Origin of the sequence: Pseudoalteromonas sp. SWYJZ98 (genome assembly GCF_015864495.1) — a bacterium.
In the GTDB taxonomy this organism is placed as follows: domain Bacteria; phylum Pseudomonadota; class Gammaproteobacteria; order Enterobacterales; family Alteromonadaceae; genus Pseudoalteromonas; species Pseudoalteromonas distincta.
Map to the genome: position 1 here is coordinate 214,277 of NZ_JADYXA010000002.1, position 14,296 is coordinate 228,572.

Annotated in this window: 18 protein-coding genes and 1 pseudogene; 8 read left to right on the plus strand and 11 right to left on the minus strand. The window is 38.0% G+C overall.

All coding sequences use genetic code 11. From position 1 onward, the window contains the following. Nucleotides 1-12: 12 nt before the first annotated feature. From I6F10_RS02640 to I6F10_RS02650, 3 genes and pseudogenes are all read right to left on the minus strand, one after another. Nucleotides 13-2,154, minus strand: a complete 2,142-nt coding sequence (locus I6F10_RS02640) for a hypothetical protein (RefSeq protein WP_197098390.1) — start codon at nt 2,152-2,154, stop codon at nt 13-15. 95 nt (nt 2,155-2,249) lie between these two features. Then, nucleotides 2,250-2,642 (minus strand): annotated as a pseudogene (locus I6F10_RS02645) (CLCA_X family protein); the annotation flags it as partial. Nucleotides 2,643-2,666: 24 nt separating this feature from the next. Continuing rightward, nucleotides 2,667-3,263, minus strand: a complete 597-nt coding sequence (locus tag I6F10_RS02650) for a tRNA-uridine aminocarboxypropyltransferase (protein WP_165742922.1) — start codon at nt 3,261-3,263, stop codon at nt 2,667-2,669. Nucleotides 3,264-3,400: 137 nt separating this feature from the next. Between I6F10_RS02650 and I6F10_RS02655 the strand changes: the two genes are divergently transcribed. Continuing rightward, on the plus strand, nt 3,401-3,745 hold the full coding sequence (locus tag I6F10_RS02655; RefSeq protein WP_002959674.1) for an Hpt domain-containing protein: 345 nt from the start codon (nt 3,401-3,403) through the stop codon (nt 3,743-3,745). A gap of 367 nt (nt 3,746-4,112) precedes the next feature. Further along, nucleotides 4,113-5,330 (plus strand): pyridoxal phosphate-dependent aminotransferase, encoded by a 1,218-nt coding sequence (locus I6F10_RS02660; protein ID WP_024597609.1) that lies wholly within the window; start codon nt 4,113-4,115, stop codon nt 5,328-5,330. 66 nt (nt 5,331-5,396) lie between these two features. Here I6F10_RS02660 and I6F10_RS02665 read toward each other — a convergent pair whose 3' ends face one another. From I6F10_RS02665 to I6F10_RS02680, 4 genes are read right to left on the minus strand one after another with little or no spacing between them, the layout of a single operon-like run. Next, the gene (locus I6F10_RS02665) at nt 5,397-5,864 is read right to left on the minus strand and encodes a glycine zipper 2TM domain-containing protein (protein WP_197098391.1); all 468 of its coding nucleotides are present in this window, start codon (nt 5,862-5,864) and stop codon (nt 5,397-5,399) included. Between the two features lie 55 nt (nt 5,865-5,919). Beyond that, a complete protein-coding gene (lpoB, locus tag I6F10_RS02670; RefSeq protein ID WP_002959677.1) occupies nt 5,920-6,540 on the minus strand; it encodes a penicillin-binding protein activator LpoB in 621 nt (206 codons plus the stop codon). A gap of 11 nt (nt 6,541-6,551) precedes the next feature. Continuing rightward, the gene (locus I6F10_RS02675; protein ID WP_002959678.1) at nt 6,552-6,977 is read right to left on the minus strand and encodes a YcfL family protein; all 426 of its coding nucleotides are present in this window, start codon (nt 6,975-6,977) and stop codon (nt 6,552-6,554) included. Nucleotides 6,978-6,985: 8 nt separating this feature from the next. Then, nucleotides 6,986-8,350 carry a COG3014 family protein gene (locus I6F10_RS02680; protein WP_197098392.1) on the minus strand — a complete coding sequence of 455 codons (1,365 nt, stop codon included), beginning with the start codon at nt 8,348-8,350 and terminating at the stop codon, nt 6,986-6,988. A gap of 226 nt (nt 8,351-8,576) precedes the next feature. On the opposite strand from I6F10_RS02680, the gene bufA2 reads away from it, so the two are divergent. The 6 genes from bufA2 (at nt 8,577) to I6F10_RS02700 (ending at nt 11,612) form a co-directional block, all read left to right on the plus strand. Beyond that, a complete protein-coding gene (gene bufA2 / locus I6F10_RS02685; RefSeq protein WP_182724280.1) occupies nt 8,577-9,035 on the plus strand; it encodes a BufA2 family periplasmic bufferin-type metallophore in 459 nt (152 codons plus the stop codon). Nucleotides 9,036-9,105: 70 nt separating this feature from the next. Then, nucleotides 9,106-9,936 (plus strand): MNIO family bufferin maturase, encoded by an 831-nt coding sequence (gene bufB / locus I6F10_RS02690; protein WP_197098393.1) that lies wholly within the window; start codon nt 9,106-9,108, stop codon nt 9,934-9,936. Next, on the plus strand, nt 9,933-10,148 hold the full coding sequence (locus I6F10_RS20105; protein ID WP_231619863.1) for a hypothetical protein: 216 nt from the start codon (nt 9,933-9,935) through the stop codon (nt 10,146-10,148). Before bufB ends, I6F10_RS20105 begins: the two co-directional genes overlap by 4 nt. Beyond that, nucleotides 10,138-10,437, plus strand: a complete 300-nt coding sequence (locus I6F10_RS20110) for a hypothetical protein (protein WP_231619864.1) — start codon at nt 10,138-10,140, stop codon at nt 10,435-10,437. The genes I6F10_RS20105 and I6F10_RS20110 overlap by 11 nt, the downstream gene beginning before the upstream one ends. A 3-nt stretch (nt 10,438-10,440) precedes the next feature. Continuing rightward, nucleotides 10,441-10,701, plus strand: coding sequence for an HvfC family peptide modification chaperone (locus tag I6F10_RS20515; RefSeq protein WP_442960855.1), 261 nt, complete (start codon nt 10,441-10,443; stop codon nt 10,699-10,701). 41 nt (nt 10,702-10,742) lie between these two features. Next, entirely contained in the window at nt 10,743-11,612 is an 870-nt protein-coding gene (locus I6F10_RS02700) for a DMT family transporter (RefSeq protein WP_024595107.1), read from the plus strand. Nucleotides 11,613-11,618: 6 nt separating this feature from the next. On the opposite strand, the gene I6F10_RS02705 is transcribed toward I6F10_RS02700, so the two are convergent. Genes I6F10_RS02705 through I6F10_RS02720 form a run of 4 tightly spaced genes read right to left on the minus strand, consistent with a single transcriptional unit; the run spans nt 11,619 to nt 14,293 of the window. Continuing rightward, on the minus strand, nt 11,619-12,317 hold the full coding sequence (locus I6F10_RS02705) for a M15 family metallopeptidase (RefSeq protein ID WP_197098394.1): 699 nt from the start codon (nt 12,315-12,317) through the stop codon (nt 11,619-11,621). Then, nucleotides 12,317-13,447, minus strand: a complete 1,131-nt coding sequence (dapE, locus tag I6F10_RS02710) for a succinyl-diaminopimelate desuccinylase (RefSeq protein ID WP_197098395.1) — start codon at nt 13,445-13,447, stop codon at nt 12,317-12,319. The genes I6F10_RS02705 and dapE overlap by 1 nt, the downstream gene beginning before the upstream one ends. After that, nucleotides 13,444-13,791: an ArsC family reductase gene (locus tag I6F10_RS02715; protein WP_165742933.1), complete on the minus strand. Its 348-nt coding sequence runs from the start codon at nt 13,789-13,791 to the stop codon at nt 13,444-13,446. Before I6F10_RS02715 ends, dapE begins: the two co-directional genes overlap by 4 nt. A gap of 4 nt (nt 13,792-13,795) precedes the next feature. Next, nucleotides 13,796-14,293, minus strand: a complete 498-nt coding sequence (locus tag I6F10_RS02720; protein WP_002959694.1) for a PTS glucose transporter subunit IIA — start codon at nt 14,291-14,293, stop codon at nt 13,796-13,798. Between the last annotated feature and the right edge of the window lie 3 nt (nt 14,294-14,296).

Consider the following 14,296-nt stretch of genomic DNA (forward strand, 5'->3'; position numbering starts at 1 on the left):
AGGATACTCCGTTTAAAATTGCAAAATAGGGGGGAGGAGTATTTCACCCTTTCGCATTGCAATATTTGCTGTATGATATCCTGCTTCTATTATCCCTTCACCACGAGGGTGATAATTGCGAAATTTCCTAATAGTATCTTTGGCGATCCATAGTCTATCGTCAATCAAATCATTGGAAGGTCCTTTTTTCATGAACTTATACTCCTCTAATTGAAGAATTCGGTATAATATATTTGGAATATGTTCGCTAAATACTTCAGAGCGCTTGCATCCAAGACACATATCATAGCGTGTGCATTTTTTTGCTATTGGCAAGTTATGAGTTGGCTTTTCAGGATCTGTACAATCACATAAGTAGCGCTCGCGTTTTTTTACACGTTCGTTAGAGTTGTTATTGATTTGACCTTGGAACTCAACTGACTTTTCTAATAGCTCACTTGTTAAGGCAACGATTGCAGCATTTAATACAAGGTTTGCATTACCGCTCTTCATTAAATAAGAAAAAAATGTTGTGTCGAATTTATTGTGGCCAAGAGTTGCTTTTAGCTTTGCTACCAGCTCTCCTGCACTTTTAACGTCTTCTAATAATGACATTAATTTATGGCCCGCATACACTTTGCGAAACTTTAGGCTATCTAAAGAAGTAAGTTGGTTGCCATCATCGTCTTGTACTTGGAATTTTTTTAAGAAGGATGATTTATATTTAGCATCCCATACTGACGAAAATATATATTTACGATTAGGATCGCTGAACGTATCCAAAAATTTAAGGTACTTAAATAAAGGGCTGTTAACTTTAATTGGACATCCGATTTGTTTCGGCGGACGTGTACCAACCTTTCGTTTAATACCCGTCAGTACTACTTCTTGATCTCTAATCGATGTATTTTCATTTAAGCCTAATTCTATATTCCAGTTTTGATACCAAGGTATACCATTATAAGAGCATTTCCAGCTAGTGATGACTTCTTTGTTTAATCCGGTAGTTATCATCGTATAAATGAGAATAGGTAACTCTACTTGTCTAGTATTAAACATCAAGAAGTTCCAAAGCGATTTACTCAGTTTGTGATCTTCATGTTTTCTGTTAGCTTTTACCCTTGTAGGGTAATAACTAGCAAACATCCAATTAGTTAGATTAGAAAAAGGTTGATTTTCTAGTATCTCAATACCTTCTTTTGAGGTATAAATATCATGTATCTTTTTCATAAAAAGTGAGGGAGCGACTATGTCTTTATTGTGGCAGGATTTCTGAAGTTGAGGAATGTTGTTTTTAATAAGTAGACACAAATTACGCTTTATTTTCTCATGTCCTCCATTTTCATTTTTCAACATCTTCATAAGTTTAGGGTTATAAACACTTATTTCATCTATTGATATATAATCGTCTCCTAAAGATTCAATTGAAACTTTTTCTAATGAATCCCAACGCTTCATCGCATCTTCTATAATAAAAAAGCTATATGCTAATAATTGTGTCAGTACCGAATCTGAATATTCATTCTCCCCGAATGCTTTTTCTAACTCATCGATATTTATTTCTTGAACTGTAGTGTTTGGAGAGGTTAATTTAGTTCTTATTTTTTTTAACCCACAAGAGTCATAATGACGTGAGCATTTAAAAATAGGATTCAAACTGTATTTTAGATTAGCCCGCCTATGTTTGGGTTGAAAGACTATTAAATTAGAAAAGAAGAAAGCATTTAGCTCTTGTAGAGACTTTGGAATTTCGGTCTGTGGCAAAGTTTTTGCGTATTCACAGATGCGTTTTAGAGCCAGCAAAGAGCCGGCAACTCTTGCGTTAGAGAATGTTTTCGATGTTAAGTATTTTTGACATAGCCTAGCTAAGTCCGTTGCGAGTATTTCACCACAAAATTCAGATATGTAAGTAACAAATGGTGGTGTAAGAGATTGTACAGTGGGAACACCAATCAATTTGTATGTTTTGTCTGGTAGTTCATCAACAAGAGGTGCTTCAAAAAATACGCGAGTTGGGTATTTGTGATCCGAGGATTGTATATCTATAAATCGTTTATATTTTGGCAAATCTATAGTTTCAGATAACGGTATTTCTTTTAAAGTATCGGCTTCAGTCTTAGACTTTAAAACGACTTTCAATTTACTCGAACGTATTCTTGGCTTTCTTGGTGGCATAATAAGTGTTCTGTTTTTACTTTTATCTTTACAGTAGTAAATAAAAGCTGAAATGCAAGAAAATCTTGATTAAATTTTATCTCCTATGAAAGTGAAATGTGTTCAGAATTAATATCTTTGATCTTTTGGAACCATTCGTGAGCAAGTGCACCACCGCCTGCATTTTTTGCAAGAGCAAGTGTTTGAGAGGCTGCATTATAATGCGCTTGCACGCCTTTTTGACCACCATGGCCAAATGCAAAGTTAAGCTTGCCGCGCAGGCCAATTGCTTTAGGTGGTAAATGCAGTATTTGTGCAAGGTCGGCCAGTGCATCGTAAATTAAATTGGCGCTAATGTAGCGCTCTTCTTTAGTTACCCATTTACCAACGACCATTGACCTAAAGCCGAAGGTATCTCTTATATCGCTAAAGTCGACTTGGTCGTCAAAGCGATAGTCGGGTCCTTGGCGAGTAAAGCCACGTTTTAGTCTGTTAGGGTAGTTACGCATTGCAAGTTTCATATAGTAACGAATTTAATCTAAGTAACGTGCTTTTACGTGCTCAGGCATGTGTTGGGTTTGTTTTTGTATTAATTCATTTAGTGCATTATAAAGTGGTGCGGGATTTAGCTGCTCTATTAAAAACAAACTATGCGCTACAGCTTCAAGTGTGGATAGGCTGTCGGCCCGAGGGGCTTTACGAATAGCATAACGATTTTTAGGTAGCTGTTTAAAACTGACCGTTTTAAATTGATTTAGTAATGTGGTGAGCTGCAAAATTTTGTAGGCTTTTTTCCATGTACCATCAACCACGATTAAATGGGTGATGTTTTTTACATTTGGCTGCTCAGTGTTATCGTCTAAATTTACAGCGTGTTCGTTAGGGTAGAGTAAAACAGTTGAACTTACTGGCAGTGTTTTTAGTATGGAAAAGTCATCATTATTTTCGCCTTTGATTATTTGGCAATCAGTTAGGCATAAATTGAGTAGTTTAGCGGTATTTTTTGCTATTTTTTCTTCACTCGGGTGCTGTAGAATAATAACCGTAACTTTGTTGTTTATTTTTGTAATTGCGTTGCAAATACAGGTGTTTAGTGAAAAGTTACAATGATTACAAAGTGTGCGTGCCATTTAATAAACTTTTTGTTGCCAGTATGATCCTCGCAATTATACATTTATAAGGTAATTAAGTTGGTTTTTTTTACGCATCAATATAAAGTAGTACTATTAAACTGTAACTTACATGGATTGTTTTAAGGGCTTAAAATATGACAGAAATAAATATTGATACATCAGCATTAGAGAGTATGGAATCGTTATTGGGTGAGCAGTTTGCTGATACACTTGATTTTTGCTGCTCAGAGTTTGAACGTTTAGGCTCAGAAGTGTTAGCAACAATTGGTAAAGATAAAGAAGCAGCTATTCGCCACTCCCATAGCTTAAAATCGAATGCGGCACAGTTTGGAGCTTCAAGCCTTGCTGAAGTATCGCGTGTTATTGAACAAAATTTAAACCTAGATAACTTAGCTGAAGCTATCGACGCATCTAATAGCTTAATGGCTCAAGTAACAGGCTCTCAAGCTAAGCTAAATGAATGGTTAGCATCTCGTTAATTATTGAAGCTGAAACGTGAATTTATTTCAGTATTAAGCACCTAAATTGACTGGCATTTTACGCCTTTACTAGGTTAGTCTAAAGGCTCACTAGGGCGTGTTGATCTTTCGGGATTGAATTTGCAACGAGTGTCTGGTTTTTAGGTTAGGCAGAGCCTATGCAGTGTGGTTTTTCCACATAAATAGGCGATAACAACACATAAAATCCAAACACGCATTGCCCAGAGGGTTCTTCCTAGGGGCTATTTTCTCTTTGTTACTCAATTTTTACTTAGCCTACTAGGTTACAAATCTCGCGCCGCGATTAAATCGCCCCTAGGTTGAACAAATTTAATCCATAAAGTCAATACGCCCTAAAGAGGTAAAAATGTCTGATATTAAAAAGAGTCACAAATTAGAAGGTGTATGTTATGACATTCGTGGGCCGGTTTTAGCACAAGCTAAAAAAATGGAAGACGAAGGTCAAAAAGTATTAAAATTGAATATAGGTAATCCAGCTGCTTTTGGTTTTGATATGCCAGAAGATATGCACCGCGATATTATCCGCAACTTATATTCAGCCCAAGGTTACTGTGACTCTAAAGGCCTCTATTCAGCCCGCGTGGCTATTTATCAGCACTACCAACAACGTGGATTACATAATTTAGATGTAGATAGCATATATATTGGTAATGGCGTAAGCGAACTTATTCAGATGATCACCCAAGCGCTATTAAATAATGGCGATGAAGTGCTTATTCCAGCTCCAGATTATCCACTTTGGACTGCTTCTGTCACATTATCGGGTGGTAATCCGGTGCATTATTTATGTGATGAAGAGCAAGATTGGTTTCCGGATATTGCAGATATAAAAAGCAAAATAACGTCTAAAACTAAAGCTTTAGTATTAATTAATCCTAATAATCCGACAGGTGCGGTTTACAGTGATGATTTGTTAATGCAATTAATTGATATAGCGCGTGAACATAAACTGCTGTTATTGAGCGATGAGATTTACGAAAAGATTTTATACGATGGTATAACGCATACTTCAATCGGCTCACTGTGTGATGATGTACCAATCATTACTTTCAATGGTTTAGCAAAAACCTACCGTGCAGCGGGGCTAAGAATGGGGTGGATGGTTCTAAGCGGTCGTACCTCGGTAATGGATGATTTACGCAAAGGCCTTGAAATACTTTCATCTATGCGTTTGTGCGCCAATGTACCTGCGCAATATGCAATTCAACAAGCGTTGGGCGGCGTGCAATCAATTGATAATTTAATTAACCCAGGTGGGCGCTTATACGAGCAGCGCGATATAGCATGGCGCGGGTTAAACGCTATTGAAGGCATTAGTTGTAAAAAACCTAAAGGCGCGCTCTATGCGTTTGCCAAAGTAGATACAGCACTTTTTAACGTTAAAGATGATGAAAAGATGATGTACGATTTGCTAAAAGCCGAAAAAATATTACTTGTACATGGCAGGGCGTTTAATTGGCCCGAGCCGGATCATTTTAGATTGGTATTTTTACCAAGCAAAGATGATTTATCGGATGCGATGTTAAAAATGAAGCGCTTTTTTAAAGACTATCGCCAAGTATAGTTATTTAAAAAATAAAAAAACGAGCCAAATTTGGCTCGTTTTTTACTTTAGTCATGAATATATTGGCTAATACGCTTTATCTACACGCACAGTGTTGTCGTTCAAGTACACTAATCTTACGTTATCGCCTTTGCTAAAGCGCATTGATTGGTCTTGATCTTGAACAACCATAAACTGGTCGCCGTTTTCAACTTGTATTAATAACTCTACAAAATGATTTTGGTGATAATGACTTTGCTGCTGCCTGTTATGCGCGACACTGCCGCCAATTACCGAGCCTAATATTGTTGCTACTGTGCGGCCGCTACCGCCACCAAACTGGTTGCCTACAACACCACCGAGTAATGCACCGCCGAAGGTTTTCCAGCCGTTGTTTTTGTCTTGAATGATTTCTTGTTCGGTAATATTACGCACCGATTTTACGTCACCAAATAAAACTTGCTGCACAGGGACTGCTTTATTGCGCTCGTATTTAGCAAACGTAGGCGCACTTATTGTAAGTAAAGCGCACACAATTACAGTAATTGCTTTCATAATAATCTCCTATTGGTAGCCTTTATGGGCTTATTAGCCCGTAAAGGCTTAGTAACTACCAGCCAAAGGTTGATTTTTCTTTAGTTTTACGAATTTCAGTTTCGTCTGCCCATTCAACTAGGCCGCTTTCCATATCCATTAAGCGCATTGTAAATTTGTAATAAACATCTGATTTATCAGCGTTTGATTTAACTATGCTCGATAAATTTCCGTATAACATATATTGCGCGCCAATTTGTTTACCAAATGCAACGGCTGTTGCAGGGTTAACAAGGGCATCTTCGTTTTGAAACGTTAATTGCTCACGTACTGATTCAACACGCGTCATATCTACAAAACGGAACTTACCACTGCGTAGCATTTGCGTTGAGATTGAATCGGTGATTGATTCAGTATCAATGTGCTCACTAGTTTTGTTTTTAATACGCTCAACAAATACTACAGGGCGTTTATTAGCGGTCATTGTGCCAACAACGGGTGAGCTGAGTAATGAATCGGTCATTTGGCTCGCTACTTTTTGTAAGTCGGTAGAGCCAAAATTAATATCGGTTGTTTCTACTGCTTGTGCATCGCCATAACTTACTACGGCTTTATTAGCACAGCCACTTAATACTAAAGCGCTCAAGCCAACTAAAGCGTAAGTTGATACTGTTTTAAATTTGTTACTGATGATCATGGTTGTTTCCTTTAATCTTTAAATTCTTGTGATTCGGTAGACACTTCTCTAACTGCTAAAGAAAAGGTAACCGCATCAGAGCTCGGTGCTAAGCCTGGTAATTGTGTTTTTGCAAAACCAAATAAGGTGAGTGCTTGCCAAGGTGAATGGTTGCCTTTAATTACAAAGCCGTCTTTATCAAACCAATTAAACTGATATTGCAAATATTGTGATTTTTTATACTGGCTCGAAAGTGTCACTACTACATCGGTTAACTGGTTGGTTTGACGTGTTTTCACATCAGTAATGGCAAGCTTTTTACCAAGCTCTGGGTTATCTACACGTAATTGCTCATTAAACTGGTTTTTATTTTGTTCAACAGAAATACCCGATGTAACCGGTTGGCTGGAACATGCACTGAGCATTAAGGCTGCTAATAATGGCGCTATGTATTTCATGATGGCTCCTAAAGTTGAACTACGTGGTAATTAAAGTAGTTATTAATAGAGGTTAAGTAAATTAACGTTAACCCTTGCTTACTAATGGTAAAATTTATAGGTGCTTGTGTGCCTATATGCACAGAATGCTCACCTGTATTTAGGCTTTGCCTTGCGACACTTATTTGATTTGGAAGTGTAAGCCAGCTGCGTGTATCAGCTTGCTCAGACGCCAAATTATAAATATTAGCAAGTATGTTACCTACATCACCGGCACTGCGAGCAAGTTCTGCCCGCACTTTCTCTTTAGCTACTAATCTAAGTACTTGGCGAGCGACTTTTGCAGGTATTTGATCTTCTAGAGTTTTAGCTGCAAGTGCTTCAATGTGTACTAATGGGCTAAGCGCCAAGCTTTGTGCATCTATATTTATATTGTTAAGGCGGCGCACATAGGCATTATCTTTATATACCGGCATCGCCAAGCTGTAAAAGCGTGCATCGCCATGTGATGAATAAATTGGCAAGCGCAGTTTAAATTCATCTTGTTTTGGTACTAATCCTTGTTCAAATAAAACAATTACTTCGCCTTGTGATGAAGAAATAGTGGGCGTATCGCCAAAGCGTTTTTTAAATTCATTTAGATCTTGGTCAAACCCTTGTTTTTTAGCAAGGCGCATTACATCTTGCTGTAAATAAATATTGTTAGGTTGTATAGCCAATGCTTTTTTATAATCGATATAGGCGTCGTCGTATTGTTTAGCACTTTGGTAAAGCAAAGCAGATAAGTAAAATGTGTAGGCATTTTGAAAGCCATTTTTTATGTTTCTGGTTACATTGCTCATGCTTGGGTAGTGTTGCTGAGCTTCTTTAACGGTTGAGTCTACTTCTGCTTCATTCTCGCTAAGCGCATCAACTTGTACTTTATTAGCTCGGCGAATTTCGACCAATGCGCCTTCAACATCATTTTTATACACGTAGTTAAGTGCTTTATAACTATGAAGCATGCTCATTTCGTAAGCGGGTGGCACATAAGTTATTGCTGAGTCGTTGGTAAATAAAGCGTTACTTTGTTCAAGGCCCGCACTAACTTGTATTTTGGCGGCTTCACGCTTTTTTTGCATTTGCGTATACACGTTCTCAAATTTACTTTGTGCATCATCTGGTGTATTTGCTAAGTCGTTTAAACGAGCTTGCTCAAGTTGGTTAAGTAAGTAGCTGCTGTGCAGGGTGCTATTATTAGCAATAAGGGATTGCGCTTCTTCGATGTTGTTTTTCTCGATCGCATTTCTTATTGGTGTCATTTGCGTGGCATAGTCATTAAATAGGTCATTAAAACCCATTGTGCTACACCCACTTAAAATAAAACAAAAGCTTAAAATTATACTGCGGCGCACTGAGCACTCCTCTTAATTTACCTGTATACATTAACATACTATTTTTAGCTAAATGTGTGAAATATTGTAAAAAATCGTAGAGTAAAACTGCCTGCTAATAAAGAAATATAAAGTGACATTAGTGAACAAAGTGTGAATTTTTTTTGGTTTATTATCAACTCCACTGAAATAGTACTTTCGCTTTAGCGGTCTTGCTAAGAGTTATATCACTCAGAGGAATTAAAAAATGAAAAAGTTTACAGGTGCAGCAATGGCTGTAATGGTAGCAGGTTTAGTTGGTTGTAATGCAACAGAGGCAGAAACGGCAACATCAAGTGCAGTTGCTAATAATGGCGCAACAACTGATTTAGTTCATTGTTATGATGCGAATGTATGTGGTGGCCATAACGATTGTAAAACAGCTGAGAATGCATGTGCAGGTCAAGCGTCATGTAAAGGGACTGGTTTTGTAGCAATGCCTGCAAAATCATGTGCTGACGTTGGCGGTACAGTAAAAGATAAATGGGTTGGCAGTGTAGCTAAAGCAGATTTAGTACATTGTAACGATGTAAATGTGTGTGGCGGTCATAACGATTGTAAGACTGCTAATAATGCTTGTGCTGGACATGCATCATGTAAAGGCACCGGTTTTGTATCAATGCCTGCAAAAGCATGTGGTGATATTGGTGGTTCTGTAGGTAGCTAATACCAATTTATCGAACGCATAAAATAAGCTTGAACGATGTGTTTATTATTCAGGCTTATTAAGGAAGTTTATGACAAATCGTTTTTTAGGTTTTGGGTTAGGACTAAGAGCCTCGCATTTTGAGCAAATTATTGCAGAGAAACCAGCTGTAGATTGGTTTGAAATTATTTCAGAAAACTATTTTGTAGCCGGTGGAAAACCTTGGCATTATTTAAATAAAATAAGAGCAGATTATCCGATTGTTATGCATGGGGTATCAATGTCGATTGGTAGTATTGACCCTATTAATAAGGACTACTTAAATCAGTTAAAAAACACAATTGCGAGGGTTGAGCCGCAGTGGGTGTCTGATCATTTATGTTTTACCCAAGTGGGCGGTATTAATAGCCACGATTTACTACCAATGCCTTACACCTCAGAGGCGCTTGATCATTTAGCAAATAAAATTTCGCAAGTTCAGGACTACCTAGGGCGCGAAATGATTTTTGAAAATGTATCGAGCTATTTAACCTATAACGATTCACAAATGAGTGAGTGGGAATTCTTAGCGCAATTACATAAGCAAACAGGCTGTAAGTTTTTAATGGATGTAAATAATGTTTATGTAAGTGCACGAAATCACGACTTTAATGCAATGGATTATTTATCAGCTATTCCGAGTACAGCTATTGCACAAATACACTTAGCAGGACATCAAGACTTTGGTACGCATATTATAGATACTCACGATGAAGATGTTCCCGATGCGGTATGGGACTTATATGCTCAGTATGCAAAAACATTAAATCCGGTAAGTACCATGATTGAACGCGATGATAATATTGGCTCCCTTGATGATTTAATTACTGAGCTTGAGCATGCTAAAACGCTAGTGAAACCGTTTTGGGATATAAGATCATGAGTGATTTAGCAAAGCTGCAACAACAGTTTATGAATTTACTGCAAGGAGAAAGTTCGGATATTAGCGAGCAAATTGCGCAGCAAGGGCAGTTAAATACACAACAGCGACTCTCTATTTATAAAATTCGCTTAAGAGCCGTGATTGAGCAAGATCACGAACAGTTGGGCATTTACTTAGGTGATGATTTATTTGAGATGATGGATGATGGTTGATGGTTATTTAGCTTTATATCCTTCAACTCATACGTCACTACGAATTTTTGCAGAGAAACTACCAGATTATTTAGCCGCTAATACTCCTTTTAGTGATTACCCCATACTTGCAGATATAGCCAAATTTGAACGACTATTACTAAGTACTTTTGATGCAAGCGATAAAACATTACTTAATGTATTAGAGCTTGAAAGTATTGAACCTCAGCAATGGCCAACTTTACTATTAAAATTACATCCAAGTGTACAGTTAGTTGTGTTTAATACTATGGCGGTTGAAAGTTGGTAGGCAATAAAACAAAAGCAAACACCGCCAGAGCCAAGAGTCTCAGAACCTCGCTTTTGGGTTGTAGCACGTGATGCTCAAAGGCGTACACAATATTTAAGCGTTGATGCACAAGAATACCGCTTACTGAGTTTATTAAAACAAAACACACCCTTTGCACAGTTATGTCAATCCTGTTTAAATGAACTCCCGGGTGAGAAAATCGCTGGGTTTTTAATTACTAAAATTAATCAATGGCTTGAACGTGGTTGGTTAATTAGCGAGTGAGTTTAAACAATATAGTTATTTTTCGTTGCGAAGGAATTTTTTTGAAAGCCACCATATACACATTAATTGCTTTAATTGCGTTTGCCGCAAATTCTCTATTTTGCAGAATGGCCTTAGCAGAAGGTTATATAGATGCTTGGAACTTTACTGTTATTCGCTTACTCAGCGGGGCTGCATGTTTGGGCATTATAATGGCTATTTATACCCATAATTTAAAACGTAAAGGCACATTCAATCCCGCTATTTTAAGTGACAGAGGAAGCTGGCGAAGCAGTATTAGCCTGCTTGTTTACGCGCTTTGTTTTTCGATTGCCTACGTAGAGCTAGATACCGGTACCGGTGCACTAATTTTATTTTCTGCTGTGCAACTTACTATGATTGGCTGGGGTATTTATCAAAAAGAGCAATTAAGCGTACTTCAGTGGTGTGCATTTATAGTGGCGTTATCTGGTTTTGTATATTTAATGCTGCCATCTGCAGCGGTGCCTTCATTATTAGGTGCATCACTTATGGCACTCAGTGGTGTGGCATGGGGTATTTACAGTATTCGCGGTAAAGTGTGTGTATCGCCACTGCGTACTACTGGGTTTAACTTTATAAGAAGCTTAGTTGCTATCCCTGTTTTATTACTTGTAGGTATGAGTTATTTAAAAAATATGAGTATTGAAGGGGTGTTACTTGCGTGTGCCTCAGGGGCAATAGCGTCTGGAGTTGGTTATAGTGTTTGGTATGTAGCAATGCCACTACTTAAAAGTACCCAAGCTGCGGTTGTGCAACTTTGTGTGCCGGTACTTGCTGCCATTGCTGGTGTTATGTTTTTATCAGAGCAGGTAACAATTGAGTTTATAGTAGCAAGCTCGTTAATATTAGGGGCCGTGCTGGTGTTTATTTTAAATAAAAAGAAGGCTTAATAAAACCTAACCTTCTTTTAGGTGTGGGCTTACGTTTTTTACAAAGCGTTTATAAATAGCAGGTAAGTTATCAAGTATTGCCTGCTTACCCTGTAGTTCACTGTTTTTTATGCATTCAAAAAGTACTTTCTCGCTAAGCTTATTCACTAATAATTGTGATTGCTTAATATGGCTTATATGCCAAAGCTCAGGCGCTACGCCACCTAAATCGTGCTGGTAAGGGCGATAAAAACCAAATTTAACTAAGTTAGTATCAAGCCAATTACTTAGAGATGCAAACGGGCCACCTTGCAGGTATTCTTCAGGTGTTAGCTGTAGCTTATAACCATCACTCACCGCAGCTTTGTCAAACACATCTAAGTCAGTCCCTAAATGGTGTCTGCTTGCGCCAGGTAGTGCAGAGTAGAGCATTATTGCTATGCATTTATCTACATCATTTAATTTAGTTAAATCTACAACCTTTTGCTGTTTATTATAAACAGGTCGAATACCTAAAAACTTATTATTCCAAATAATTGATTGACGATTAAAGTCACGGAAGCTTGATGCAATCGTGAGCTCAAATCCCGCATTTTTTGCTGCACTTTGTAACGCTAAAAAGTCGCTAATAATGTTGCTATGCAAACGATGATTTTGTATATCAGTTAAATGTGTATCATTTTGACCTGTAATACACAGTATTGGTGTCGGTTTAGTTACATCCATTATGCTAAAAGTTGCTCTAGTATTTGCTCGTAAATGTCGGTAAGGGCTATTAAATCATCGGTACTTACGCATTCATCTACTTTATGAATAGTTTCGTTACGTGGGCCAAGTTCAATTACTTTAGCACCTGTTTGTGCAATAAAGCGACCATCAGATGTGCCGCCAGTAGTTTCTAGATTCGTAGTTAAACCGGTTACTGATTTAATCGCTTTTACTGTGGCATCAACAAGTGGGCCGTGCTCGGTAATAAAAGGCAAGCCATTTACTATCCAGCTTAATTCATAATTTAAGTTATGCTTTTGCAGTATGTTATTTACACGTTGTTGTAATTGCTCATGTGTTACTTGCGTGCTAAATCTAAAGTTAAACTGTACTTCTAGCTCCCCTGGAATCACATTACCTGCACCTGTGCCGCCATTAATATTTGAAATTTGAAAGCTGGTAGCAGGGAAGTATTCATTTCCGTTATCCCACACTGTTTGGCTAAGCTCAGTAAGGGCAGGGGTTGCGAGGTGAATTGGGTTTTGTGCTAAATGTGGATAGGCGACATGCCCTTGTACACCCTTAACGGTTAAAAAAGCGGTGAGTGAGCCTCTGCGGCCATTTTTAACAACATCACCTAATACATCCCGTGATGAAGGCTCGCCAACTAGGCACATATCAATTTTTTCACCGCGCGCCTCTAGCGTATCAATTACACGGGTAGTCCCGTTTATAAACGGGCCTTCTTCGTCGGAGGTAATTAAAAATGAAATCGAGCCTTTATGATCTGGATGTTTAGTAACAAAACGCTCGGTTGCAACAAGCATTGCAGCTAACGAGCCTTTCATATCGGCAGCGCCGCGCCCTTGTAATAAACCGTCTTTTATTAATCCTGAAAACGGCGGGTGTTGCCAATTTTTCTCTGGGCCTGTTGGCACAACATCAGTGTGGCCTGCAAAACAAAAGTGCGGTGATTGTGTGCCTTTTCGAGCCCATGTATTTAATGTGTCGGTAAAAAATAATGACTCTATATTAAAACCAACCGCAGCAAGGCGATCGTTCATCATCTGTTGGCAGCCAGCATCCTCGGGCGTTACTGACTCACGTTGTATTAGTGCTTGGGCAAGTGCAATTACATCATCTTTCATGATTTAAATATCTCATCGTATTGAGCTGCTTTAAAACCTAAATGGTAACTGCCATTGTTAATAAGTACTGGGCGTTTGATCATGGCAGGTTGGTCAACTAACAATGGGATAGCACTTTCTTTAGTCAAACTCTGTTTTTGCTCATCAGTTAGTGCGCGATAAGTTGTGCCACGTTTATTAACAAGCTGTTCCCAATCGAGTTTATCTGCAAAATCACTTACCATTTGCTCATCTACGCCATCTTTGCGGTAATCATGAAACGTAAATTCGATGTTGTTGTCGGCTAAGTATTTTTTTGCTTTTTTTATCGTATCGCAATTGCTAATACCGTATAGAGTGATCATAAATTTAGTTCTTCTTAATAATAGTTAATAAGGTATCAACATCCGCATTTACATGCGAATGTGAGTAATGAAATGTGCCGAGATTATGGCCGTTAAGTAAGATTAAACTGGCCAGCATAGGCGTTTCTAGTTCACGTAAATCAAAATAAGCGAGGCGTTGGCCTTTACTTATTTCACTACCATTTAATTGTGCAATATGGGTATGTGTAATTGATTGTGAACCGGTAATAGTTAAGTTGATTAAAACTTTTAAACCATTTTTAGCCTGTAAAATAAACTCAGTACCTGCGTTTTTTACTTGTAATAACGTGCCATCAAACGGCGCTAAAATTTTGTGGCTACTGAGCTTTACAGTAATACCAGGTCCGAGAATACCAAACCTAAAAATAGGTTCGGGGTGTTCTTGAAGCGGTATTACTTTACCTGTAAATGGGCTTGTAATAAGGATGGCACTACGAGGCGTTTTATTGAGTGCTAGATATTCAATTGTTTGTGCTTTCATATG